This window comes from Photobacterium indicum (genome assembly GCF_003026215.1).
Classification (GTDB): Bacteria; Pseudomonadota; Gammaproteobacteria; order Enterobacterales; family Vibrionaceae; genus Photobacterium; species Photobacterium indicum.
In genome coordinates, this window is record NZ_PYOC01000006.1 from 1 (window position 1) to 25,783 (window position 25,783).

General features: G+C 43.8%; 20 protein-coding genes, 6 tRNA genes and 1 riboswitch. Of the genes, 19 read left to right on the top strand and 7 right to left on the bottom strand.

Annotated elements, in window-relative coordinates; translation table 11 throughout:
- Positions 1 to 345: 345 nt before the first annotated feature.
- Positions 346 to 1,215 carry an HTH-type transcriptional activator IlvY gene (gene ilvY / locus C9J47_RS16055; RefSeq protein WP_107254427.1) on the bottom strand — a complete coding sequence of 290 codons (870 nt, stop codon included), beginning with the start codon at positions 1,213 to 1,215 and terminating at the stop codon, positions 346 to 348.
- Between the two features lie 132 nt (positions 1,216 to 1,347).
- Here ilvY and ilvC point away from each other — a divergent pair, with 132 nt between their 5' ends.
- On the top strand, positions 1,348 to 2,832 hold the full coding sequence (gene ilvC / locus C9J47_RS16060; protein ID WP_107254428.1) for a ketol-acid reductoisomerase: 1,485 nt from the start codon (positions 1,348 to 1,350) through the stop codon (positions 2,830 to 2,832).
- Between the two features lie 97 nt (positions 2,833 to 2,929).
- Here the strand turns inward: ilvC and ubiK are convergent, their stop codons facing one another.
- The 4 genes from ubiK to C9J47_RS16080 form a co-directional block, all read right to left on the bottom strand.
- A complete protein-coding gene (gene ubiK, locus C9J47_RS16065) occupies positions 2,930 to 3,199 on the bottom strand; it encodes a ubiquinone biosynthesis accessory factor UbiK (RefSeq protein ID WP_107254429.1) in 270 nt (89 codons plus the stop codon).
- A gap of 132 nt (positions 3,200 to 3,331) precedes the next feature.
- Positions 3,332 to 6,448, bottom strand: coding sequence for a multidrug efflux RND transporter permease subunit (locus C9J47_RS16070; protein ID WP_107254430.1), 3,117 nt, complete (start codon positions 6,446 to 6,448; stop codon positions 3,332 to 3,334).
- 12 nt (positions 6,449 to 6,460) lie between these two features.
- Complete coding sequence (locus C9J47_RS16075; protein ID WP_107254431.1) at positions 6,461 to 7,567, bottom strand: efflux RND transporter periplasmic adaptor subunit; 1,107 nt, start codon at positions 7,565 to 7,567, stop codon at positions 6,461 to 6,463.
- 28 nt (positions 7,568 to 7,595) lie between these two features.
- The gene (locus C9J47_RS16080) at positions 7,596 to 8,207 is read right to left on the bottom strand and encodes a TetR/AcrR family transcriptional regulator (protein WP_107254640.1); all 612 of its coding nucleotides are present in this window, start codon (positions 8,205 to 8,207) and stop codon (positions 7,596 to 7,598) included.
- 154 nt (positions 8,208 to 8,361) lie between these two features.
- Here C9J47_RS16080 and rep point away from each other — a divergent pair, with 154 nt between their 5' ends.
- Positions 8,362 to 10,383, top strand: a complete 2,022-nt coding sequence (gene rep / locus C9J47_RS16085; protein ID WP_107254432.1) for a DNA helicase Rep — start codon at positions 8,362 to 8,364, stop codon at positions 10,381 to 10,383.
- Between the two features lie 89 nt (positions 10,384 to 10,472).
- Here the strand turns inward: rep and C9J47_RS16090 are convergent, their stop codons facing one another.
- A complete protein-coding gene (locus C9J47_RS16090; RefSeq protein ID WP_011216916.1) occupies positions 10,473 to 10,883 on the bottom strand; it encodes a c-type cytochrome in 411 nt (136 codons plus the stop codon).
- A gap of 294 nt (positions 10,884 to 11,177) precedes the next feature.
- Between C9J47_RS16090 and C9J47_RS16095 the strand changes: the two genes are divergently transcribed.
- The 10 genes from C9J47_RS16095 (at position 11,178) to C9J47_RS16140 (ending at position 18,114) form a co-directional block, all read left to right on the top strand.
- Positions 11,178 to 11,254 (top strand) — tRNA-Arg (locus tag C9J47_RS16095).
- Between the two features lie 34 nt (positions 11,255 to 11,288).
- Positions 11,289 to 11,364 (top strand) — tRNA-His (locus tag C9J47_RS16100).
- 66 nt (positions 11,365 to 11,430) lie between these two features.
- Positions 11,431 to 11,507: transfer RNA gene (locus tag C9J47_RS16105), tRNA-Pro, on the top strand.
- A gap of 9 nt (positions 11,508 to 11,516) precedes the next feature.
- Positions 11,517 to 11,592, top strand: a tRNA-His gene (locus C9J47_RS16110).
- Positions 11,593 to 11,641: 49 nt separating this feature from the next.
- Positions 11,642 to 11,718, top strand: a tRNA-Pro gene (locus C9J47_RS16115).
- 726 nt (positions 11,719 to 12,444) lie between these two features.
- On the top strand, positions 12,445 to 14,163 hold the full coding sequence (locus C9J47_RS16120; protein WP_006233209.1) for a dipeptide ABC transporter ATP-binding protein: 1,719 nt from the start codon (positions 12,445 to 12,447) through the stop codon (positions 14,161 to 14,163).
- 111 nt (positions 14,164 to 14,274) lie between these two features.
- A complete protein-coding gene (locus C9J47_RS16125; RefSeq protein WP_107254433.1) occupies positions 14,275 to 15,834 on the top strand; it encodes an ABC transporter substrate-binding protein in 1,560 nt (519 codons plus the stop codon).
- A gap of 85 nt (positions 15,835 to 15,919) precedes the next feature.
- Complete coding sequence (locus C9J47_RS16130) at positions 15,920 to 16,897, top strand: ABC transporter permease (RefSeq protein WP_107254434.1); 978 nt, start codon at positions 15,920 to 15,922, stop codon at positions 16,895 to 16,897.
- A gap of 3 nt (positions 16,898 to 16,900) precedes the next feature.
- The gene (locus C9J47_RS16135) at positions 16,901 to 17,842 is read left to right on the top strand and encodes an ABC transporter permease (protein ID WP_107254435.1); all 942 of its coding nucleotides are present in this window, start codon (positions 16,901 to 16,903) and stop codon (positions 17,840 to 17,842) included.
- A 195-nt stretch (positions 17,843 to 18,037) separates the two neighbouring features.
- A tRNA-Trp gene (locus C9J47_RS16140) sits at positions 18,038 to 18,114 on the top strand.
- An 85-nt stretch (positions 18,115 to 18,199) separates the two neighbouring features.
- On the opposite strand, the gene crcB is transcribed toward C9J47_RS16140, so the two are convergent.
- A complete protein-coding gene (gene crcB / locus C9J47_RS16145; protein ID WP_006233213.1) occupies positions 18,200 to 18,583 on the bottom strand; it encodes a fluoride efflux transporter CrcB in 384 nt (127 codons plus the stop codon).
- A gap of 259 nt (positions 18,584 to 18,842) precedes the next feature.
- Here crcB and C9J47_RS16150 point away from each other — a divergent pair, with 259 nt between their 5' ends.
- The 7 genes from C9J47_RS16150 (at position 18,843) to thiH (ending at position 25,735) form a co-directional block, all read left to right on the top strand.
- Positions 18,843 to 19,265, top strand: coding sequence for a universal stress protein (locus tag C9J47_RS16150; RefSeq protein WP_107254436.1), 423 nt, complete (start codon positions 18,843 to 18,845; stop codon positions 19,263 to 19,265).
- 140 nt (positions 19,266 to 19,405) lie between these two features.
- Positions 19,406 to 19,503: riboswitch (TPP riboswitch) on the top strand.
- Positions 19,504 to 19,640: 137 nt separating this feature from the next.
- Positions 19,641 to 21,563, top strand: a complete 1,923-nt coding sequence (gene thiC / locus C9J47_RS16155; RefSeq protein WP_107254437.1) for a phosphomethylpyrimidine synthase ThiC — start codon at positions 19,641 to 19,643, stop codon at positions 21,561 to 21,563.
- The gene (locus C9J47_RS16160; protein ID WP_107254438.1) at positions 21,563 to 22,834 is read left to right on the top strand and encodes a thiamine phosphate synthase; all 1,272 of its coding nucleotides are present in this window, start codon (positions 21,563 to 21,565) and stop codon (positions 22,832 to 22,834) included. Before thiC ends, C9J47_RS16160 begins: the two co-directional genes overlap by 1 nt.
- A complete protein-coding gene (locus tag C9J47_RS16165) occupies positions 22,824 to 23,597 on the top strand; it encodes a HesA/MoeB/ThiF family protein (RefSeq protein ID WP_107254439.1) in 774 nt (257 codons plus the stop codon). Before C9J47_RS16160 ends, C9J47_RS16165 begins: the two co-directional genes overlap by 11 nt.
- Before the next feature lie 7 nt (positions 23,598 to 23,604).
- Positions 23,605 to 23,841 carry a sulfur carrier protein ThiS gene (thiS, locus tag C9J47_RS16170; RefSeq protein ID WP_107254440.1) on the top strand — a complete coding sequence of 79 codons (237 nt, stop codon included), beginning with the start codon at positions 23,605 to 23,607 and terminating at the stop codon, positions 23,839 to 23,841.
- A gap of 1 nt (position 23,842) precedes the next feature.
- Entirely contained in the window at positions 23,843 to 24,613 is a 771-nt protein-coding gene (locus C9J47_RS16175) for a thiazole synthase (RefSeq protein ID WP_107254441.1), read from the top strand.
- Positions 24,614 to 24,622: 9 nt separating this feature from the next.
- The gene (gene thiH / locus C9J47_RS16180; protein ID WP_107254442.1) at positions 24,623 to 25,735 is read left to right on the top strand and encodes a 2-iminoacetate synthase ThiH; all 1,113 of its coding nucleotides are present in this window, start codon (positions 24,623 to 24,625) and stop codon (positions 25,733 to 25,735) included.
- Positions 25,736 to 25,783: the final 48 nt, after the last annotated feature.

Here is a 25,783-nt window from a genome sequence, read left to right on the forward strand (position 1 = left end):
GTTCAGTTGGTTAGAATACCGGCCTGTCACGCCGGGGGTCGCGGGTTCGAGTCCCGTCCACTCCGCCATTATTGAAGAAGCCCTAATCGAAAGATTAGGGCTTTTTTACGTCTATAGAAAATGAAAACTGAATAGATACTGCGGAGTGGTAGTTCAGTTGATTAGGCTTTTTATTGTAGAGCTTAGCGGCCTGTCACGCTGGATTCGCGCTGGTTTCGAGGTAAATAGAAAGTCCCGTTAACGTAGCCATTATTGAAGAGGCCCCCTGTTTACGGTGGAGCAGGAAAGACTAGGGCTTTTTTACGTCTGTCGAGAGGTAAATATTTTAACCCCTTCACTACAGCACTAAAAGAGCTGCAATAGAGCACGCAGTAAAGGTTCTTTTTCTCGTGACTGTTTACAGCATAATCCTAGGCTTAAAGGCTCAATTGATTCATTAGTTAGCCTTTGTACCTTATTGCTCATAGGACTGTTGTTAATGACAACGTCTGGCGCAATACCTACCCCGCATCCAAGTGCGACCATACTAACAATTGCTTCATGACCTGATATTTGCGCGTAGATAGAGGGCTGGATTTTTTTTGCTTTAAACCATTTATCAGCACGAGATCTGGCGGGTCCAGATTCAGGTAAGATAAAAGGGAGCGATTGCCAATCAGGATCGCCTGTTAAGTACTTTTGAATTGCAGATGGTGCTATAAGTGGACTTATGACTGACATCTGAACTTGATCAAGCTCTATGTAAGTTAACTTTGATGGTAGAGTCTCAGGTTTCGCTGCAATCGCAATATCAACTTCACCAGAGATGACTTTGTCTATCGCTTCAGCCGGGTCACCTGTGCGTAATTGAATTTCGACTTGTGGGTAGGTAAGGCGAAATTCGTTAAGAATACTCGGCAAATGGCTATAGCTTGCTGTGACAGAGCAAAACATTTTTAACTTACCTTGAAGTGAATGAGTCTCGTCTTTTAATTCTGCTTTCAATTCTATCCAGCTCGTCACGATTGAAGATGCGACAGGCAATAGTTTCCTTCCTGCTGATGTTAATTCTACACTTCGGTTATCGCGTACAAATAAAGTTTGGTTAATGTCATCTTCTAGTCGTTGAATGATTCGGCTTAGCGCTGAAGGGCTTATATGCATCTTTTGTGCGGTTTTACTAAAGCTTTTTGAATCACACAAATGAAGGAATAACTGTAAGTTTTTTATGTTCATTAGTCTCGTTGCATTTTTTGCAATTACTTATTGTGAATATATCACTTTGCGCAACGAAACACCTGTTCTACTATCAGGTTATTCGACAAGAGAGTGTCGACCTAAAGAGCAGAATTCACGGAGAGTGTCACCATGGCTAATTATTTCAATACCTTAAACTTACGTCAGCAGTTAGATCAACTAGGTCGTTGTCGTTTTATGGATCGTAATGAGTTTGCAACAGAGGCTGACTACCTGAAAGGTAAGAAAGTCGTTATTGTTGGTTGTGGTGCTCAGGGTCTAAATCAGGGCCTAAATATGCGTGATTCTGGTCTTGATGTTTCTTATGCGTTACGTCAAGCGGCGATTGATGAGCAGCGTCAGTCGTACAAGAATGCGAAAGAAAATGGCTTTGAGGTAGGTAGTTACGAGCAGCTAATCCCAATTGCAGACTTAGTGGTTAACCTAACGCCTGATAAGCAGCACTCGAATGTGGTTGAAACGGTAATGCCACTGATGAAAGAAGGGGCTGCCCTTGGTTATTCGCATGGCTTCAACATTGTTGAAGAAGGCATGCAGATTCGTAAAGATATCACTGTTGTAATGGTTGCACCTAAGTGTCCTGGTACTGAAGTACGTGAAGAATATAAGCGTGGCTTTGGTGTTCCAACACTTATTGCTGTTCACCCAGAGAATGATCCAAAAGGTGATGGTCAAGAAATCGCTAAAGCTTGGGCTGCTGCAACTGGTGGCCACCGTGCTGGCGTATTAGAATCATCATTTGTTGCCGAAGTTAAATCTGATCTTATGGGTGAGCAAACAATTTTGTGTGGCATGCTACAAGCAGGTTCAATCGTTTGTTACGAGAAAATGATTGCTGATGGTATCGATGCAGGTTACGCCGGTAAACTTCTACAGTATGGTTGGGAAACGATCACTGAAGCACTGAAGTTTGGTGGTATCACACATATGATGGATCGCTTATCAAACCCTGCAAAAGTGAAAGCGTTTGAGCTTTCTGAAGAACTTAAAGATCTAATGCGTCCACTGTATAACAAACACATGGATGACATCATTACAGGGCACTTCTCTAGTACTATGATGGCTGATTGGGCTAACGATGACGTTAACCTACTGGGCTGGCGTGAAGAAACGGGTGAAACAGCATTCGAAAATTACCCTGCAACTGATGTCGAAATCCCAGAGCAAGAGTACTTTGATAACGGTATTTTGATGGTTGCTATGGTTCGTGCTGGTGTTGAGCTTGCGTTTGAAGCAATGACGGCATCAGGTATCGTTGAAGAATCAGCATATTATGAATCACTACATGAGCTACCGTTGATTGCGAATACAGTGGCACGTAAGCGCCTGTATGAAATGAACGTAGTAATTTCAGATACTGCGGAATATGGTAACTACCTATTTGCTAACGTAGCAACTCCACTACTTCGTGAGAAGTTTATGGCTGACGTTGATACCGATGTTATTGGCCGTGGCTTGGGTGAAGTGAGCAACCAAGTTAGCAATGAAACACTAATTGTTGTGAATGAGACATTGCGTAGCCACCCTGTTGAGTGGGTTGGTCAAGAGTTACGTGGCTACATGACAGACATGAAGCGTATTGCTGTTGGTGATTAATTTCCCATAAGTAAACGGAAAAAAGAAGCCCAACACGATTATGTGCTGGGCTTTTTATTTGTTCATGATTGACCATAAACTATTCTATAAATCGCGATTATTCATCTTCGCTTTTAGGTGTGGTTGTTAGTTTCTCTTCAAGTTCTGCCATTTTCTTTTCTAACTCAGTGAGTTTTTGGCGAGTACGCAATAAAACTTGAGTCTGCACATCAAACTCTTCACGATTAACCACATCTAATTTACCAAGTTGTGCTTGAATTACCTGGCGAACTTTCTGTTCTATATCAACGCCTAATTCTTTTACTGGCTGAGGCATTGATTCTTGGATCTGCTTAGCAACTTGCTCTAGCTTTTTTGGATCAAACATAGCTTTAGTAGCTCCGTAACGGGTTAAAGTTTGTTGTGGTTATTTTATTCAATCACAGCGCAATTGTCGTCGTTGAATCGTGAAAATAAAAGAGGCCGCACAATGGCGGCCTCTGAATCTATATTTATTGAATTAGCAATCACGAGCTTTCAAAGCGTTTCTCGCTTCGTCAGCCCGCTTTAACTTTTCCAAATCCTTATCCTCCATAAAGGTAGGTAAAGGCTTGTGAATACTTGCCAAGTAAGTATAAATCACTGGTAGTACGAACAAGGTAAAGATTGTACCGATTGCCAGACCCGCAACAATTACGATACCAATACTAAAGCGCTGTGCTGCACCTGCACCCGAAGCATAAAGTAGTGGAATAAGACCAGCGATCATCGCGGCGGTAGTCATTAGGATTGGACGAAGACGAACCTTCGCAGCTTCCATAACGGCTTCCATACGATTCTTCTGATGCAGTAATTGCTCTTCTTTGGCGACTTCACAAATAAGAATACCGTGCTTGGTAATCAAACCTATGAGGGTGATTAACCCGACCTGAGAATAGATATTCATTGATGCAGCACCCCAAGAGAGGGCGATTAATGCGCCACAAATAGCCAGTGGTACAGATACAAGAATAACAAGCGGATCACGCAATGATTCGAATTGAATCGCTAGTACCAAGTAGATAATGGCGAGTGCTAGAGCAAACGTCATGTATAAGGCATTACCTTCAGTTACGTACTGACGTGCCTCACCCATAAAGTCATACTGATAGCCCGAAGGTAATTTGCCTACAGCCTCTGTTTGGAACCAGTTGATCGCATCACCCATTGCTGTTCCTGGTGCAGGTACAGCACCAATAGTTGCAGAGTTCAGCTGGTTGAAGTGAGGCAATGCACGAGGTTCAGCCACAACATCAATCGTGATTAAGCTACCAAGAGGAATCGCTTTTCCATCCGCAGCACGGACGTAGTAGCCATTGATTGATTCAGGGTTTAGGCGGTACTTACGTTCAACTTGAGGAATAACCTCATAAGAACGACCATTCAGGTCAATACGGTTTACATAACCGTCTGCCATCATTGTACTTAACGTCATACCAATATCTTGCATGGTGACGCCGTAAGCACCAGCTTTGTCTTTATCAATGCTGATTTTCATGGTGGCAGAGTCATAGTTCAAATCCAGATCTGAATATACGAACATTGGATTGTTTTTAACTGCATTCAAAATATCAGTGGTTACTTGGAATAAGCTTTCAAACTGGTTTGGTGTTGTGATTACGAACTGAATGGGTAAGCCAGAACCAGCACCTGGTAATTCAGGCATTTGGAAGGCTGTTACGGCCATTTCAGGTATATCTTTCACCAAATCAGTAACACGTTTAACAACGTCTGCTTGACTCGCTTCTCGTTCACTCCACGGCACCATTGAAGCAATACCAAAGGCTTGGTTTGAATTAGGCACACCAGAGAATACCTGCGCATAAGCAACTTCTGGCTGATCACTCAGCATTTTGTTAACTTCTTGCATGGTATTTTCAATGTAATCCAAGTTTGCGTTTGATGGGGCAGTACCCATCATCATCAATACACCTTTATCTTCAGATGGTGCAAGTTCACTTGGAATAAATTTAAACAAGAACGGTAGGCTTGTCAGTACTATTGCTGCAAATACGATAACCACTGGGCGCATTGTCATTATACCGCCAAGCATTTTCTCATAGCGGTTAGTCATACGGTCCAGGAAGCCATGGACGGTTGATTCGAATTTACTTGGCTTTTCATTAGCCTTTAGCATTTTCGAACACATCATCGGTGATAATGTTAGTGCGATAATACCTGATACAAATACAGCACCTGCCAGTGTTAAGGCAAACTCTTTAAACAATGAACCAGTGATACCCCCCATCATTGCTATAGGGGCATATACTGCGCCCAGCGTCAGGGTCATGGCGATAACCGGTACTGCGATTTCACGCGTACCAATGATTGCAGCCCGGAACGGTGACTCACCAAGCTTAATATGACGGTCGACGTTTTCTAGAACAACGATCGCATCATCTACTACCAGTCCGATTGCCAATACCATTGCTAGCAGTGTCATTAGGTTCCATGAGAAACCAAACATCTGCATCACTAAGGCAACACCAATCAGTGATAGTGGAATCGTAATAATTGGGATCAAAACAGCACGGAATGAACCCAAGAACAAGGTAATAACCACCAATACGATCAATGCCGCTTCAGCGATAGTCTTGATTACTTCTTGAATTGATTCGTTGATCGCAATCGTCGAGTCATACATCACATTCATTTTGATGTTGCTTGGCATATTGCGTTTTAGTTCAGGCAATAATGTCAGTACATCTGCTGCGATGTTGATCGGGTTAGCACTCGGTGCTGCGTTGATTGCGGCAACAACCGCTTCTTCGCCATTGGCAGAAGCACGATAAATATCGTGGCTTTTTTCCAATGAGACTTTTGCGATATCACCTAGGCGAATGACTTGACCATTCTTAGTTGAGACAACTAATTTAGACAGCTCGTCAGTATCAGATACCTGGGTATCGGCAGTACCGTTATACAGAACGAACTCACCAACAGCTTGACCAGTTGCAGACTGGTAGTTGTTGGCGCTTAATACGCTCATTACATCAGTTGCCGTTAGGTTGTAAGCTGCCATTTTTGGTGGATCTAGCCATACACGTAATGCATATTTTAGACCACCATACAGATCGACTTTCGACACACCGTTTACGGTAAATAGCTGTGGGTTAACCACGCGCTCTAAGTAATCGGTAATCTGGCTTGATACTAACTCGTCACTGGTGAAACCTATGTACATAACCGCGGTTGTAGAGCCGGTTGACATGGTTACCGTCGGATCTTCAGCCTCTTTCGGGAGCTGAGATCGTACTGAGTTAGTTTTCGCCAGAATATCAGCCAGTGCACCGTTTGGATCGGTGTTCAACTTCATCGTGACAGTGATGGTTGAAGAACCGAGCACTGAGGATGATGTCATGTAGTCGATATTATCGGCTTGTGCTATTGCTTGTTCTAAAGGCTGGGTAATAAAGCCCTGAATAAGATCGGCACTTGCACCGTAGTAACTGGTTGTTACCGTTACTACGGTATTGGTCATGTCGGGGTATTCTCGAACCTGCATTTTAAAGATAGCTTGCAAGCCAAGTAAGGCAATCAAAAAGCTGATTGATACCGCCAGAACAGGACGCTTAATAAAAACATCTGTAAAGCGCATTAATCCTCCGGATTATAGCATTGGTACTTCAGCTGGCGCTTCTAGTGCATTGCTTTCAACAATATGCACTTTAGCGTCATTACTTAGACGAACCTGACCCGAAGTCACAATAGTATCGTCAACCTTCACACCTTTTAAAATGTGCACAACAGCGCCGTCGCGTTCACCTGTTTCTACAACAGATTGGCGCGCACGTAAGTCACCATTGTCATCTTTATTTACCACGTAAACATTATCGCCATATAACGTAAAAGTAATGGCTGTTTGCGGTAGGATGATTTGGTTTTCTAACGTTGGCAGAATAATGCTCGCGCGGGCAAACATACCTGAACGTAACTGACCATCGTTGTTTGGAATATCAGCCTGAATTTGAACTAGACCGCTCTGGTAGTTAACAGCAGGTTCAATGGCACTGATTTTTCCTCTGAACGGTGTTTCAGGGTAAGCATCAACAAAGATATCGACTTCTTGACCAAGATAGATTTCAGATATGTCGGTTTGTGGCACTGTGAATCGCAGCTTCATTAAGGTCGTATCTTCTAGGCGAACAACGTCAGTTCCTGGCTGAATATATTGACCAAGGAAAATATTTCGTAAGCCAACAACACCATCGAAAGGTGCCTTGATAGTACGACGATCAATCGTCGCTTTTAGGCTTTTAATATCAGCAACCAGCGAAAAGTAAGCCGCTTCAGCATCATCATAAGATTCTTTTGAGATAGACCCTTTCTTATAAAGACCTTGATAGCGAATGTACTTTGCTTTTGCAGCAGGAAGACGTGCTTGGCTACTTTGTAAGTTGGCATTTTCAACATCAGAATCAAGTGCGATAAGCTTTTGACCCGCTTTTACAATTGCGCCAGATTCAAAATCGATATCATCGATAACACCAGATGCTTCTGTTGATATCATTACACCTTGATTGGGTTCGATAAAGCCAATAGCGTCAATCACAGGAACCCAACTTCCTGCTTTGGCGTCTATGACGGTTACTGGAAACTCAGGTTCAGGCATACTTGCCATATATTCTGCTATTTTTTTCTGCTTAATCAGATTAAAACCTATCACACTACCGAACAGCAGTAGTGCGACAAATAGCATCACTATCCATTTTTTCATTTTAGGGTGTGCTCCGGAATTGCTAATGTTAATGCTTAGTTATGGCATCCCAACAGGCATCGATGGCTGCGTCTATCGCTTCATCGGTGACAATTACAATGCCTTTCATATGTTTACGAGCCAGGCAACTGCTAGGCTCAAGGCTTAAAACACTTAGTATTTCATTATCGAGATCTTTAAATTGACCGCTTGCTTTCCCCTCATCAAAGAGGCGATCAACTTGTGCAAACATCTTTTTTTCTAATAATCGCTGCTCGTGATTATCGCGGCGAGGTAAGTTTTCAAACTGGCCTCTATTGATCAATGGTGCATCACCGCGCGTTGCCATATTCCATATATTTAGCCACATGGTGCGAAATCGTTGTTTCAACGGCATTTCATCAGACACATTAAGTGTCAGTTTGTTCGCAACATAACCTAAAATATGATCATGAAGTTGGTAGAGTAGATCATCTTTATCTTCAAAATAACGATAAATCGTCCCCGCAGCGACCCCAGCTTCTTTGGCAACCATTTGCATGGAAAGCCCATGAAATCCGTACTCGGCGAGCAGTTTTTCTGTTGCTAGTAAGATACGTTCTTTTTTATTGTTCATGGGGTATTCAATGTTAAATAAAATAATGAATGAATGTTCATTCATTATTTTAAATGTCATAAATTTTTGTGCAAGTATTTTCTTATCCCCCTTTAGTTTCGTGAATGCTTCGACGAGGGCTTAATAGACAAGTTGTAAGAACCCGCTACAATGCGCCTGTTGGTGTAAACACGATAAAAATTTGAAACAGGATAAGCAGATGAAACTGAACTCAAGGCAAACAGAAGCAGTGAAATACATAGCTGGGCCATGTCTTGTTCTAGCTGGGGCTGGATCAGGTAAAACCCGTGTAATCACTAATAAAATTGCGTACTTAGTTCAGCATTGTGACTATAAAGCTCGCAACATCGCTGCTTTAACCTTTACCAATAAAGCTGCACGTGAAATGAAAGAGCGTGTTGGGAAAACTTTGGGTAAGAAAGAAGCCAAAGGTTTAATGGTGTCAACTTTTCACACTTTGGGCTTAAATATTATTCGTCGTGAATATAAAGCTCTTGGTCTGAAAGCCAATTTTTCGTTGTTTGATGATCAAGACCAAATGGCCTTGTTAAAAGAATTAACAGAAGATGAATTAGACGGCGATAAAGATCTGTTAAAGCTATTACAGTCTGCGATTTCCAATTGGAAAAATGAGATGTTGTCGGCTGCAGAAGCACAAGCTTATGCCCAATCAGAACGTGATCAGTTATTTGCCCATTGCTACGAATTGTATCAGCGACAAATGAAAGCGTATAACGCCCTGGATTTTGATGATTTAATTTTATTACCTGTATTGCTACTACGTGACGATCAAGAAATGCGTCAGCGTTGGCAAAATAAAATTCGTTACTTACTTGTCGACGAATACCAAGATACCAATACCAGCCAGTATTTATTTGTGAAACTGTTAGTCGGCGAGCGTTCTCGTTTTACTGTGGTCGGTGACGATGATCAGTCGGTATATTCATGGCGTGGCGCTCAGCCAGAGAATCTGGGTTTATTGCAGAAAGATTTTCCCAGTTTACGGGTGATAAAACTCGAACAAAATTACCGCTCGACCAGCCGGATTTTACGTACTGCCAACATATTGATTGCGAATAATCCGCACTTGTTTGAAAAAGCACTTTTTTCTGAAATACCCGACGGCGAGATGCTGAAAGTGATCACAGCAAAAAATGAAGAGCATGAAGCCGAAAAGGTTGTCGGCGAATTGATTGCGCACCGCTTCTTGAACAACACGGGATATAAAGACTATTCGATTTTATACCGTGGTAACCACCAATCGCGTTTGTTCGAAAAGTCATTAATGCAAAACCGAATTCCGTATAAGATTTCAGGTGGCACGTCATTTTTCTCTCGTTCTGAAATCAAAGATATCATGGCGTACCTTCGCCTGCTAACCAACCTTGATGATGATAATGCTTTCTTACGTATCGTGAATACGCCACGCCGCGAAATCGGCCCTGTGACATTAGAAAAGCTGGGTACTTACGCCAATATGCGTGGTAAAAGCTTATTTGCTTCCAGCTTTGAGCTAGGGTTAGAGCAACACTTAACGGGACGTGGGCTGGAAAATTTACAGCGTTTTACTCGCTGGGTTGTTGAGATGTCTGAGAATATTGAGCGGGGTGACTCTGTCGCAGCTCTGCGTGAGTTAGTACGTGATATTCATTATGAAGACTGGCTGTACGAAAGCTCACCAAGCCCCAAAGCGGCAGAGATGCGAATGAAAAACGTGTCTCAGCTGTATAGCTGGGTGACTGCGGATTTAGAGGGCGATAACTATGACAATGAAGTTAAAACGTTAAAAGAGATCGTTCAGCGCCTAACACTGCGAGACATGATGGAGCGTGGTGAAGAAGATGATGAAGCAGATCAAGTGCAGTTAATGACGCTTCATGCTTCTAAAGGTTTAGAGTTCCCCTATGTGTACCTTGTTGGTGCCGAAGAGGGGATTTTGCCTCACCAAACCAGCGTGGATGAAGGTAACGTAGAGGAAGAGCGTCGTTTAGCTTATGTTGGCATTACGCGAGCACAAAAAGAGTTAACCTTTACCTTGTGTAAAGAGCGCCGACAATACGGTGAGTTGATAAAACCGGAGCCAAGCCGTTTCTTGTATGAGTTGCCACAAGATGATTTGCACTGGGATGTTGAAAAGCGCCCAGTTACTCAACAAGAGCGAATGCAGAAAGGGCAATCACATATCGCCAACTTACGTGCAGCCATGTTTAAGAAGAATTAAGTTAACAGCAAATATGCATTAAAAAAGGTTAGCCGAGAGGCTAACCTTTTTAGTTTGTGTTACTTATTTTGATTGGCTTAAATGCGCTGTTATAAACCTTCAATCATATGATTAATTGCTGCGACGATCTCATCGTCACTACAATCCATACATGAGCCTTTAGCTGGCATTGCGTTAAAGCCGTTAAGAGCATGATCGGTTAATACGTCCATACCTTTGGCTAAACGTGGGCTCCAATCACCTGCATCCCCTTTTTTCGGTGCACTTAAAACACCTGAACCATGACAGGCAATACAGAAGGTGCCATAAACTGCATCGCCTGAACGAGGGCCTGACGTTGCTGCTGTATCTGTAGGGGTATCACCTTCTAAATAAACCGAACCAACAGGTTTAATTCGTTCTGCGATAGCGTCGTCTGACATATCAGCCGCAGCAACTGAACCAGCAAATGTTAATGCTGCTACTGTCGCGACAATTAACTGTCGAAGAGATAATTCCATTGAGCTCACCTTACACTTCCAAATTATTTATGTGCTATTGCCGCAGCCGTATATAATGAATTGTTTTTAATCGAACTGTTGAGACTAGGCAGTGATTATTTACAAAATGTTTAAAATGTAAAAACCAAGTTATTATATCCGTTAAATTTAAAGTGATAAACAGAGCGGTTGTATTTGTATGAAGCTAATCAACACTTAATCGTTTAAAATTAAAGCATACAGTAAAAAAAACAAAAAAAAGACTAGACGAATACCCCCCTGATCCGTAATATTCACCTCCGCCGACAGGGCAAGGCGCCTGTAGCTCAGCTGGATAGAGCGTTGGCCTCCGGAGCCAAAGGTCGAAGGTTCGAATCCTTTCAGGCGCACCATCCGGTATAAAAAATTGGTAAAATAGAAACAATGGTGGCTATAGCTCAGTTGGTAGAGTCCCGGATTGTGATTCCGGTTGTCGCGGGTTCAAGCCCCGTTAGCCACCCCATCTTTTAGAAGATTGATTGTTAAATCAGTATTCTCAGGCGATAGCCTTTAAAAAGCAAGATTTAGTCGGTGAATAGCGCAGCTTGGTAGCGCATCTGGTTTGGGACCAGAGGGTCGGGGGTTCGAATCCCTCTTCACCGACCACTAACAATGGTGGCTATAGCTCAGTTGGTAGAGTCCCGGATTGTGATTCCGGTTGTCGCGGGTTCAAGCCCCGTTAGCCACCCCATATTTAGGTAGTGTTTTCACTTCCTTGGCTTTAAGCCTAAAACGATTGTCGGTGAATAGCGCAGCTTGGTAGCGCATCTGGTTTGGGACCAGAGGGTCGGGGGTTCGAATCCCTCTTCACCGACCACCATTAGAAAGCCTCGTCGAAAGACGAGGCTTTTTTTTATCTTTTAAATCCTCTTATTACCTCCTCCGATTATTGAAAACCGCCGCTTGTTATCATTACCCTCTAAATTATTCGTGATTTTTCTTTTTTCATTAATGGCTGACCTTTAATTCGTATAGCGATGTACTTTTCCTTCCTATTACCTCAAGTATCACTTTAACGTATTGATATATTTGCGTTTTATTTTTTATGTGGCTTTGAGGCGAGTAAAAAAGCAAACCTATACATGCATTGGTGGTATTCACTGCATTGGTACTTATCATTTGAACATATATCTCGATATTATCTTTTAGTGTGGTTTAAATAACTGTTTTACCCTGCGTTATTAGTTTATGTTTATATAGTGTTAAATGTTGCATGAGCTTTTTTTGATTTTTTATTCATGATTATTTTATTTTAAGTTATAAGATATAGGGCTTTTTCTAGATAAAAACTCTTAATTCAGCCTTGTGTAGCAGCGCATTGGTGGCGTTTCACAACCTCTGGATAATCGCTTTTCGTGTGGTTTGAATTGAGTATTTATTCGTTCTTTACTCTATTTTTTAGTTTTTCAGCTTGTTTTGTTGCTTTTCTGTGAAATTTTTGACAGATTATTGGACGTACTTATGTCCAGCCATTTGTACTGGAAGTGAATGGATTCAATTTTTCAGACAGGGCAGAAAGCTGCCAAGCAGTTGAGGTCTGGTAATGTCATTATTAGAAGTAAAAAATCTTCGTATAGAATACCCCTCTCGTCATGGGATACATGCCGCTGTTAAATCACTATCGTTCACCATTGAACGTGGTGAGATAGTAGGTGTAGTGGGTGAGTCAGGCGCCGGTAAGTCGACAGTAGGTAATGCTGTTATTGATTTATTGAGCCCACCAGGAAAGGTCGCAAGTGGTGACGTTTATCTGGATGGTGATAAAATCTCAGGTTTATCATCAGAAGAGATGAGAAAGATTCGAGGTTCAAAAATTGGATTTATTTTCCAAGATCCGATGACGTCGTTAAACCCACTCTTTACGGTTGAACAACAGATAACAGAAACGATTTTAACGAATTTAAAGGTAACGAAGGCTGAGGCCTATACGCGTGCTATTAGTTTAATGGATCAGGTTGGTATTCCTGAGCCAGAACTTCGTATCAAACAGTATCCGCACCAGTTTTCTGGTGGTATGCGTCAACGTGTGGTAATAGCGATAGCGCTATCTGGTGAACCTGACCTGATAATAGCTGATGAGCCAACAACAGCACTCGATGTATCAATTCAAGATCAAATCCTGACTCTTATTCGTAATCTTTGTATCGAGAAGAATGTCGGCTGTATGCTGGTCACTCACGATATGGGCGTAGTATCGAATGTAACCGATCGGGTTGCGGTAATGTACCGTGGTGATTTGGTTGAGATTGGTACGACTGAGCAAGTATTGAGTCGTCCTAACCATCCATATACTCAAAGTTTGATTTCTGCGGTGCCTCGTTCAGACGTAAAACTAAATCGTTTTCCGTTGGTTAGTTATATCGAAGAAGCGCATGAGTTGACGCAACTTGATGTAAAAAACCATTGGCTAGGTCAAAGTGAAGATCAGCGCAGTTACACTGGTGCTTTGCTTCAGGTTGAAAACGTGAATCTACGTTTTACGACGAAAGATTCATTTTTTGAAAGTCGCCGTGAGTACGTGCAAGCTTCTAATAATGTTAGCTTTGAAATCTATGAAGGTGAGACATTTGGTTTAGTCGGTGAATCTGGTTCAGGTAAATCAACGATTGCACGTGTTATTGCTGGGTTATACCCGCCTAATTCAGGAAAAGTGACATTTGAAGGCATTGATCTTACGGCACTGAAGAGTGAAAAAGAACGCCGCCCAATGCGTCGTCAAATGCAGATGGTATTCCAAAATCCGTATTCTTCAATGAACCCACGGATGAAAATATTCGATATTATTGCCGAACCTATTCGTTTCCATAAACTGTCTGATAATGAAGCTCAAACGCGTCAAATTGTGCATGACTTATTGGATCATGTTGGTTTAGGTCGTGCAGCTAGCGTGAAATTTCCCCATGAATTTTCTGGTGGTCAGCGTCAGCGTATTTCTATCGCTCGTGCGCTCGCTACTCGCCCACGTTTATTAATTTGTGATGAGCCGACATCTGCATTGGATGTATCGGTACAGGCACAAATTCTTAATCTGCTGAAAGACCTGCAGGATGAGTTAAACCTCACCATGCTATTTATTAGCCATGATTTACCCGTTATACGACAAATGTGTGACCGTATTGGTGTAATGCAGCAAGGAACACTGTTGGAAGTCTCGCCTACCGAGCAACTGTTTACTGCTCCTCAACATGAGTACAGCAAACACCTGATTTCATTGATGCCTGAGTTTAAAGGTATGAGTCAGGAAGGATTGAAATTAGCTTAACCATCTGTACCGGTTATGGCTATTGCAATTGCCTTGGCTGGGTTCAGTAAAACTAATAAAAACCAAACACAACAGCAAGGGAGTTCGCTCCCCGCATAAAGGAGTTATGCAATGAAAACCATTAAGAGCAAGCTGGCAGTCGCTTTAATCGCCGCAGGTCTGAGTTTTAGCGCAGCAGCAGCAAATATCAAAGTCGCTTACGATGCCGATCCAGTATCACTTGACCCGCATGAGCAACTTTCTGGTGGTACGCTGCAATTGTCCCACATGGTCTTTGATCCACTGGTTCGTTATACCCAAGAGTTTGAATTTGAATCTCGTCTAGCTGAAAGCTGGAAACGTATTGATGACAACACATTCCAGTTCACATTACGTAAAGGGGTTAAATTCCACTCCGGTAACACCATGACAGCGGATGACGTAGTTTGGACATTTAACCGTCTTAAATCATCACCTGATTTTAAAGCAATCTTCGAACCGTACTCAGAAATGAAAAAAGTGGATGAGTACACAGTTCAATTGATCTCAAAAGGTCCTTATCCGCTAGTGCTTCAAACAGCAACTTACATCTTCCCAATGGACAGCAAGTTCTACTCGGGTAAAACAGAAGATGGTAAAGATAAAGCTGAGTTAGTGAAGCATGGTAATTCTTTCGCATCAACACACATTTCTGGTACCGGTCCTTTTGTTGTAACGTCGCGTGAGCAGGGCGTTAAAGTTGAATTTGAACGCTTTGCAGATTACTGGGACACAGCATCGGAAGGTAACGTTGATAAGCTAACGTTAGTGCCGATTAAAGAAAACGCCACACGTGTAGCAGCGCTGCTTTCTGGTGGTGTTGATATGATTCACCCTGTTGCACCAAACGATCATAAGCGTGTAGAGAACGCTGACGGTATCGATCTAGTTACGCTACCTGGCACACGTATCATCACGTTCCAGATGAACCAAAATAGCAACGAAGCCCTAAAAGACGTACGAGTTCGTCAAGCGATTGTTAATGCAATCAATAACGAAGGCATCGTGAAGAAAATCATGAAAGGCTTCGCAACGGCAGCTGGTCAGCAAGGTCCTGAAGGTTATGCGGGTTACGACGGTGAGCTAGTTCCACGTTACGACCTGAAAAAAGCGAAAGAGCTTATGAAGGAAGCTGGTTACGAGAACGGCTTTACGCTAACCATGATGGCACCTAACAACCGTTATGTTAACGATGCAAAAGTGGCGCAGGCTGCAGCTGCAATGTTATCTAAAATCGGCATCAAGGTGGATCTAAAAACATTGCCAAAAGCGCAATACTGGCCTGAGTTCGATCTGTGTTCAGCAGACATGATGATGATTGGTTGGCACTCAGATACAGAAGATTCAGCGAACCTAAGTGAATTCCTGACAATGACACGAAATGAAGAAACAGGTCGTGGTCAGTATAACTGTGGTCATTATTCAAATGCTGAAGTCGATAAGTTAGTAGAAGGCTCGAACGTAGAAACGGACCCTAAAAAGCGTGCACAAATGCTTCAAACAGTAGAAGCCACTTTGTATAACGATGCGGCATACGTACCCCTACATTGGCAGAGTGAAGCATGGGGTGTGAAATCAAATGTTCATGCTGCAAAGATTGTTAACTCAATGGTAATGCCTTACTTCGGTGACCTTGTGGTTGATGAGAAGTAAGTAACAGCTTGTAAATGAAATAAGCAGCACCAGTGCCGAAGTGACATGCTTCGGCACTTTTTAAGGACGATAGAAGGGGCAAGGAATGTTTACGTTTCTGGTCAAGCGCCTGTTTCAGGCACTGATAGTGATGTTTGTGATCAGTCTGGTGGCATTTGCCATTCAGGATAACCTTGGCGACCCATTGCGAGAGCTGGTGGGGCAGTCTGTATCAGAAGCTGAACGTCAACAATTGCGTGACGATCTCGGTCTAAACGACCCATTCGTGACTAAATATAGCCGTTTTATTATTAACGCCGTTCAAGGCGATTTAGGTACGTCATATTTTTTTAAGCGCCCAGCAGCAGAAGTGATTCTGGATAAACTGGTGGCAACGCTTGAGCTTGTGTTCGGCGCAACTCTTATTATTATCGTGGTGTCGATACCACTCGGGGTTTATTCTGCTATCCACCCCAATAGCATGTTTACTAAAACCGTGATGGCGCTTAGTAGTGTCGGTATTTCTATACCAGTCTTCTTAACTGCGATCATGTTGATGTATGTTTTCTCTATTGAATTAGGTTGGCTGCCGTCTTATGGCCGAGGGGAAACTGCGAATGTATTAGGCTGGCAATCGGGCTACTTCACCATTGATGGTCTTAAACACTTAGTACTGCCTTGTGTCGCGCTTGCTTCCATCATGCTGCCACTGTTTATTCGTCTTGTTCGTTCTGAAATGCTGGAAGCGTTAAGTTCGGAGTACATTAAGTTTGCGAGAGCTAAAGGCTTAGCAAGCAACAAGATTTATTATCAACATGCGTTGAAAAATACCATGCTGCCAGTATTAACTGTCGGTGGGGTGCAGATCGGTACAATGGTTGCCTACACTATTTTGACTGAAACGGTATTCCAATGGCCAGGAACAGGCTTGTTGTTCCTAGATGCGATTAACCGTGTAGATACGCCGTTAATCACTGCTTACGTTATCTTCGTGGGCTTAATCTTTGTAGTAACGAATACCATTGTTGACCTGCTATATGGCTTGGTTAACCCAACCGTTAATCTAACAGGTAAAGGGGAGTAAGTTATGAATACAGCAACAGTAACCGCTCCAAGCCGTTGGGAACGCTTTAAAAATTCCGATATCGTGTACTACTTCTTGAAAGATAAAGTGGCGATGTTCAGTTTTGCCCTTTTCCTTACTTTTGTATCTGCATCAGTATTAGCACCATGGATTGCACCGACAGACCCTTATGATTTGTCGGTCATCGATATCATGGACTCTGAACTGCCACCGTCTTGGATGGAAGAGGGCGATAGCCGTTTTCTGTTAGGCACGGATGATCAGGGGCGAGATATTTTCTCTACCATTCTTTATGGTTCTCGTTTATCACTCACCATTGGTTTATTAGCCGTTGGTCTTCAGTTAATACTGGGTGTGACAATTGGTTTAAGTGCGGGTTACTTTGGTGGTCGCATCGATAGCTTCTTGATGCGCTTTGCTGATGTGCAGCTGTCGTTTTCAACCATGATGGTAGCCATCATAGTGTCGGCAATATTCCGAACCGTTTTAGGGTCTGAGCTGTTTAGTCAATATGCAGTGGTTATGCTGGTGGTGATTATCGGTGTGGCTGAATGGCCGCAGTATGCGCGTACTGTGCGTGCATCAGTATTGGCCGAGAAGAAAAAAGAGTATGTTGAAGCTGCGCGTGTAATGGGATTCCGTTCGCCACGTATCATGTTCCGCCATATTTTGCCGAACTGCTTATCACCTATCTTGGTTATTTCAACAGTACAAATCGCGAATGCGATTATGTCGGAAGCAGCATTATCCTTCCTTGGTCTAGGTTTGCCAGTTGATCAACCGTCATTAGGCTCATTGATCAGTATTGGCTTTAATTACATTTTCTCAGGCTCTTGGTGGATCACTGCATTCCCTGGCATCGTTTTGATCTCTCTGGTATTGGTGATTAATTTACTGGGTGATTGGTTACGTGATGTGTTTAACCCGAAGCTGTATAAAGGCTAACGTCTGACGTTACTGAACAAAAAAGGTGATCTTCGGGTCACCTTTTTTATTAGTTGGAACTGGTTCTTTCGACAGCAAGTGGTTGTTAATAGAGTTATTTTGTTCGTAAAGTAGACACTTGGACAAGAAGTTGAAAACTTTGCGCTATTGCTACTAGCAATTCTCTGCCAGCGGTATACAATAATCAGCACATCTAGGGGTGTAGCTCCAATTGGCAGAGCAGCGGATTCCAAATCCGCGTGTTGGGAGTTCGAATCTCTCCACCCCTGCCAGATTTAGAAAAAGCCTCGCATTTATGCGAGGCTTTTTTGTTGGTATCGAAAAGTAGTTGGTCGCGTAATAATGCGTTACGTATATTTAGCTTTTCATCATTAGTTGGTAGCCGATAAAGCAGGCCGTAATGCTCAAGGCCACATTCAGTAGAATGTTTAGCCCTGCTTTTATGAACTCACCGTGCTGCATTAAAATGACGTTATCCATCGAGAACGTAGAAAAGGTAGTCAGCGCACCAAGAAAGCCCAAGCCGATAATCGGACGCCATGGTCCAGCTTCAATTAACCCTTGGTTAAGTGAAGACATTAAAATGCCCATCAGCAACGAACCAATAACATTGACAGTTAGCGTACCGTATGGGAATCCGCGCCCTAAAAGTACGACGCAAAGCTCTGATATCAAGTAGCGCGAGCAGGCTCCGAAGGCTCCCCCGAGGGCGATAAAACCCAATAGTGTGAATTGACTCATTGGTATCTCATTTAAAATGAAAGAATTGATATATCCCCAAGTTACCTCAAGCTGCTCGTTTCAGCGAGAATCCTGCATCTTGAGGTGACTTGGGTATACTAATACCATAATTAGGTTTAATTATTCATTCGCATATCGTTTCAAAATTGAAATCACTGTTTCCTGTGCAATATATTTTTCTAGTTGGAACATACTTGTTATAGCAGCAATATAATCATCGTTAAGTATTACGAATTGTTTTTCTTTGGGAGGCAGCATCATGGCACTTTACCAAACTATTTTATTATCAGTGAATCCTGATGATATTGATGCACACAAGTTAATGATTAAAGCGGGTGTAGTGGCAGAACAAAATAATGCAGAACTGCATATTGTATATGTTGAACCAGGCATCGGTAATGTGAGCTATATGGATGTTGAATTAGGGCTGGAAGAGAGCCACAACGATCTCGAGCTTAAACGCATGAGCCAGCTTTCAGCCTTGTCAAAGCAATCACCTTACCCAGTACGTGCTGTACATATTGCTGATGGTGGTGTCACTAATCATGTCATTGAGTTAGCAGAAAAAATCAAAGCCAACTTAGTGATTATGGGTTATCACAAAAATCGCCTTCACTGGTGTAATGACATTAGCCATGACGTCGCCCAAAAATTGAAATGTGATGTCATGATTTTACAGTAGTACTTAGTGATGGTGGCTAAATAACGTACAAAATAATGTTGAAACAGTATATTTATGCCGTATCTGAATTTTTATCGCTACTTCATCACTTTTTAGGTTTTGTGGTTGCTGTGATTTGTTCCCTTCCTTATACTTCCTTTTGAAACTTGTCGGAGTGCCACATGGCTGAGACCGTATTACGGGATCCGTTGAACCTGATCAGGCTAATACCTGCGAAGGGAACAAGAGAAAATCTTCTGCCTAACTGTATTGATAGAAATATTATTTATACTTAGTTAGCGCATCAGATAACGCTGCACATACTACGTGTACGCCTCTTGTTTATGCACCAACCCGCCAAGCAATTTTCCCTAAATGGAAACAAAGGAATTTGCTATGTCGATTCGCAAACAAGCGAGACTGGAAGCTAAACAATTTATAGATTCACTTACTGTACAACCTTTCCCTAATTCACAAAAAGTGTATGTTCAAGGTAGTCGAGCAGACATCCAAGTACCGATGCGTGAAATTTCACTGGCTGACAGCTTAGTCGGTGGTACCAAAAAAGATCCTATCTTAGAGCCAAATGAACCGATCCGTGTTTATGATACGTCGGGCTTCTACACCGATCCCAACCAGCCCGTTAATATTTATGATGGCCTAGAAAAAGTGCGCTCAGGTTGGATTGAAGAGCGTGGCGATACCGTGTTGCTGGAGGAATCAAATTCGGTATACACCAAAGAACGTTTATCTGATGAAACCCTCGATGAGCTGCGCTTTGATGCCCGAATTCAAGCACGCCAAGCGGCTGAAGGGTACTGTGTCACTCAGCTGCATTATGCGCGCAAAGGCATCGTGACACCGGAAATGGAATATATCGCGATCCGTGAAAATATGGGGCGTGCCAAATATGCCGATGAAGTGCTAAACCAGCAGCATCCAGGTATTAACTTTGGTGCCAATCTCCCCCCTGAAATCACCCCCGAGTTCGTGCGCCAGGAAGTCGCCGAAGGTCGTGCGATTATTCCTGCCAATATCAACCACCCAGAATCAGAGCCAATGATCATTGGCCGTAACTTCTTGGTAAAAGTGAATGCCAATATTGGTAACTCGGCAGTGAGCTCTTCCATTGAAGAAGAGGTCGAGAAACTGGTGTGGTCGACCCGCTGGGGCGGCGATACCGTCATGGATCTTTCTACTGGGCGTAATATTCACGAAACCCGCGAATGGATTATCCGAAACAGCCCAGTGCCGATTGGTACTGTGCCAATGTACCAGGCACTGGAAAAGGTCAATGGTATTGCTGAAAACCTGAACTGGGATGTCTTCCGTGATACGTTGTTGGAGCAGGCTGAGCAAGGGGTCGATTACTTTACGATCCATGCTGGCGTATTGCTGCGTTATGTACCTATGACCGCCAAGCGTGTCACTGGCATTGTTTCTCGTGGTGGATCCATAATGGCAAAGTGGTGCTTGGCTCACCATGAAGAAAGTTTTCTCTATATGCACTTTCGCGAAATTTGTGAGATTTGTGCTCAGTACGATATTTCACTTTCTCTCGGTGACGGCTTACGTCCGGGATCGGTGGCAGATGCCAATGATGAAGCCCAGTTTAGTGAATTACGTACCTTAGGCGAGTTGACTAAAATCGCATGGGAATACGATGTTCAGGTCATGATTGAAGGCCCAGGCCATGTGCCGATGCACATGATCAAAGAGAACATGGATGAGCAGCTTGAGCACTGCCACGAAGCGCCGTTCTATACGCTAGGTCCCCTAACGACTGATATTGCACCGGGTTATGATCATATAACCTCGGGTATTGGTGCTGCGATTATTGGTTGGTACGGCTGTGCCATGTTGTGTTACGTCACCCCGAAAGAACACCTCGGTTTGCCCAATAAAGATGATGTAAAAGTCGGATTGATCACCTACAAGCTATGTGCTCATGCGGCAGACTTAGCTAAAGGTCACCCGGGTGCGCAAGTTCGAGACAATGCATTATCAAAAGCCCGTTTTGAATTCCGCTGGGAAGACCAATTTAACCTCGGCTTAGACCCTGATACGGCACGTGCCTATCATGATGAAACTTTGCCTCAAGAATCAGGAAAAGTCGCGCATTTTTGTTCGATGTGTGGGCCTAAATTCTGCTCGATGAAAATCTCTCAAGAAGTGCGAGATTATGCCAAAGGGCTAGAAGAAAACGGTGATATAGCGATTAAATTGCTTGATAACCCGTTAGAAGGCATGCAGCAAAAATCCGATGAATTCCGTTCTCGAGGCAGTGAGCTATATCACCCTGTTCAAGAGGAAATCTAATGAGCTCTTTATGTTTACCAGATCACTTAACGCCGTTACTGATGCATGTTGAACCACTGCTTGCCAATGCTGATCAATATCAGCTAGGTAATGCGGTTAGTGTTAGCGTGAGTGAATCGGGTGTTGTAGACATTAAGATTGAAGAGCGTCAGCTCAGCCTGGTTTTCAACCAGGCTGAGGCTGGTTTCGCAGGATTAAAAGTACTGGACCAATGGTACGCACCGTATCCCTGTGTGCGGGAGATGCAATTAAAGGTTGAGCAAGACAGTCGTTTGGTTGTGTGTGGTCTGCCTACCGAAAATGGCTGTGTTGATATCTGGCACCACAATGGCGAAGCGCGTGCGGTTTACTGCCATCATGCAGGGGCAGGAGAGCCACAGCGTGCAATGTTACTTTGCGCATTAGCCTTAGATTATCCTTTGGAAGATGCCGTGACATTAGCGCGTGCTCATGCGCGTGGATACCAAAGCTCTCACCAAGATGGTCACGGTGAAGTTAGCTGGCCAGTATCACGTGAGCTATTCCCATGTCCGTTAACGGCGAATCATCCTGAAGTGGATGTGTTAGGTTGGCAGAGCAAAGAAGTGGCAGTTAAACCGTTTTCTGCCACCGATGCATCGCAATTGGCGTTGTATCCGGTGGTTGATACAGCTGAGTGGGTAGAGCGCTTGCTTGATCTTGGGGTAAAAACTACGCAATTACGGATTAAGAACCCGCAAGACCCACAGCTTGAAACTCAGGTGCAGCAAATTATCGCTGCTGGTAACCAGTACAAAGCACAAGTCTTTGTGAATGACTATTGGCAACTGGCGATAAAACATCAAGCGTACGGTGTTCACCTTGGGCAGGAAGATCTTGAAACCGCAGATTTAGTGGCGATTCAGCAAGCGGGTTTACGGATTGGCTTGTCGACACATGGCTATTACGAAATATTGCGTGCCGCTGAATTCTCACCAAGTTATATCGCACTGGGTCATATCTTTCCTACCACGACCAAAGAAATGCCATCAAAACCGCAAGGACTGAACCGTTTGGCGCTATACCAAAAGCTGATTGGCGATACATTCCCAACTGTTGCAATTGGCGGAATTGATTTACCTCGTGCCGAAAAAGTGTGGCGTACAGGGGTCAGCAGTGTTGCTGTGGTACGTGCAATTACCGAGGCGAGCGATCCAGCTGTTGCGGTTGATGCATTTAACCAGTTATTAGTGCGTCCTGAATTCCCTGAAGTAATTAACGAGACAATAACGGATCGTATTGATGCTGACTGATCAAGAATTTTTACGTTATAACCGCCAAATCATGCTGCCAGATATCGGAGAGATTGGGCAGCAAGCCTTATCACAAGCACAAGTATTGCTTGTCGGCGCTGGTGGGTTAGGTTCTGCGGCTGCGCTTTATCTTGCGGGGGCTGGGGTCGGTAATATTGTGATTGCCGATGATGACGAAGTCGATAGCTCGAACTTACAGCGTCAGGTTATTTACCGTGATGCCGACCAAGGGAAAAGCAAAGCCAAGATGGCAGCAGCGCACCTTCAGGCCTTAAACCCTTATATCAAAGTCAGAGCGGTGCAGGCGCGATTGGCTGATCAGCGGTTAGCCATTGAAGTGGCACTGGCAGATATTGTGCTGGATTGCTCCGACAACTTGCCAACGCGTCACGCGGTTAATCAAGCGTGTGTTAAAGCGAAAAAGCCCTTGATATCAGGGGCTGCTATTCGCTGGCAAGGTCAGTTAATGGCATTTGATAATAGTTCAGGAACAGGGCCGTGTTACCACTGTTTGTTCCCGATCCAATCCGATGGCGCGCAAGAGCCTCAAAATTGCAGTAACTCAGGTATTGCTGGCCCAGTGGTTGGCATGATGGGGACGATGCAAGCTTTAGAATCGATTAAATGTATCACTGGTGCAGGCAGTGTGGGCTTTGCCGCTCTGCAACAATTTGATGGATTAACCATGGCTTGGCAGCGATTTAATATTGCTGCTGATCCACAGTGTCCAGTGTGCCGCCAGCACAATGACAATGGAGAGTAAGTCGCTAATGACAACCCACACCGATAATCCAACCGATGTAATGATCCAAGTTCTGGTCAATGAGAAACCTGTCGAGTGCTCATTGGGCCTCAATCTTGAAGCGCTACTTACTAAACTAGAAATGCCATTACAAGCAACGGCTGTTGCCCTTAATGACGATATTGTTGCGCGCAGCCAATGGGGCAGCACGATATTGAATGCTGGCGATCGTATTGCTTTATTTCAAGCTATAGCTGGAGGCTAAAATGTTAACTATTGCAGATAAAACGTTCTCTTCTCGTCTTTTTACCGGAACGGGGAAATATGCTAACAGCCAGGTGATGGCTACATCTATTATCGCGTCTGAATCTGAGTTGGTGACGATGGCGTTGAAACGCGTTGATATTGATAACCGTGACGACGACATTCTTGCCCCTTTGATTAAAGCTGGAGTGAACCTGCTCCCTAATACTTCAGGGGCAAAAAATGCCAAAGAAGCAATTTTTGCCGCGAAACTTGCCCGTGAAGCCTTGGGCACCAATTGGCTGAAGTTAGAAATTCATCCAGACCCGAAATATTTAATGCCCGATCCAATCGAGACATTGGCTGCCGCCGCCGAGCTGGTGCGTGAAGGCTTTATCGTTTTGCCGTATTGCCATGCCGACCCTGTGTTATGCAAACGTCTAGAAGAAGTCGGTTGTGCTGCTGTGATGCCGTTAGGTGCCCCGATTGGCTCCAATAAAGGGCTGGCATCGCGTGATTTCCTTGAAATTATTATCGATCAGGCGCGAGTGCCAGTTATCGTTGATGCTGGTCTTGGCGCGCCATCTCATGCTGCTGAAGCAATGGAAATGGGTGCCGATGCGGTACTGGTAAATACGGCGATTGCCGCTGCCGCCGATCCTATTGCCATGGGGCGAGCATTCAAACTAGCGGTTGAAAGTGGGCGTATGGCGTATGAAGCGGGTTTGGCTGGCACGGTAAACCATGCAATTGCGTCAAGCCCATTAACGGCTTTCTTAGATCAGACCGCATAAGGGTTGTGCATGAGTTACGTTGATGTTTGGAAGCAGCTGAATTGGGATGATGTACGTTTATCTATTTATAGTAAAACAGCGACAGATGTAGAGCGTGCATTACGAAAACCGAAGCGTGATTTGGAAGATTTCAAAGCGTTGATCTCTCCAGCCGCTGAACCGTATTTAGAACAAATGGCACAGCAGTCTGCAGCATTAACCCGTAAACGATTTGGGCACACCATGTCGTTTTATGTGCCTTTGTATCTTTCTAATCTTTGTGCAAACGCCTGTACTTATTGTGGTTTTTCAATGGAAAACCGGATTAAGCGTCGTACGCTTACCTTGGCGGAAATTGACCAGGAATGCCAAGCTATCAAAGCGATGAACTTTGATAGCGTATTGCTGGTAACCGGTGAGCATGAACGCAAGGTAGGAATGGAGTACTTTCGCGAAAGTGTGCCTGCGATCAAACAGCAATTTAGCTATCTGGCAATGGAAGTGCAGCCGCTAGAGCAAGAAGAATATGCCGAGCTGAAAACCTTAGGCTTGGATGCCGTGATGGTGTACCAAGAAACCTATAGCGCGCCGACTTATGCCGAACATCATTTGCGCGGCAATAAGATGGACTTTGAGTATCGCCTCGCCACGCCGGATCGTTTGGCTAAAGCTGGGATAGATAAAATCGGAATAGGTGCGCTGATTGGGCTTGAAGAGTGGCGGACAGACTGTTTCTTTGCGGCGACTCATCTTGATTACCTTGAACGTACGTATTGGCAAACCCGATATTCCATTTCCTTCCCGCGGTTACGCCCGTGCGAAGGCGGATTACAGCCGAAGTCGATAATGAGTGATCGTCAGTTAGTTCAGTTGATCTGTGCCTATCGGATGTTTAATCCGCAGGTGGAATTATCATTATCGACCCGAGAATCCCCCGAGTTTCGTGACAATGTATTACCACTAGGCGTAACAAGTATGTCGGCCGGTTCGAAAACTCAACCGGGTGGTTATGCTAACGATGAACCAGAACTGGAGCAATTTTCGATTAGTGATGATCGTTCGGTTGCTGATGTGGCAGCTGCCGTTAAGCAGAATGGTTTTGAAGTGGTATGGAAAGATTGGCACCATGCTTATTCTGGCTAAGTAAATAGCCAGATAGTAGTGTAATAAAAAACGCCCGTATACTCTTTC